Here is a 243-nt window from a genome sequence, read left to right on the forward strand (position 1 = left end):
AATACTCCATCCCACTGAATAATGGGTTGTTTGATAACGCTTCAAATCGATTCTTTAAAAATGGTACGTTCTGTTCTCCCTGCACTAAACTCATGTGTGGCAATGGCATGATAAAGTCCTGTGGCTGATGTAACAGATTGTTGTTCACAAGATAAGACCAAAACTGCAGGGAAACTTGAAATTGTTCATTTACTTTATTAGCTTTACTACAATCAACAGAACCATCCGGGTTTTCTGACGTGT

The 243-nt window shown here is 38.3% G+C and carries 1 protein-coding gene; it reads right to left on the bottom strand.

Going from position 1 to position 243, the window contains the following annotated elements; genetic code table 11:
* The coding region (locus AOA61_RS27760; protein WP_143521270.1) for a malate:quinone oxidoreductase at nucleotides 1-243 on the bottom strand (243 nt) is incomplete at both ends.

The sequence above is a fragment of the Pseudomonas sp. 2995-1 genome (assembly GCF_002742505.1).
Classification (GTDB): Bacteria; Pseudomonadota; Gammaproteobacteria; order Pseudomonadales; family Pseudomonadaceae; genus Aquipseudomonas; species Aquipseudomonas sivasensis.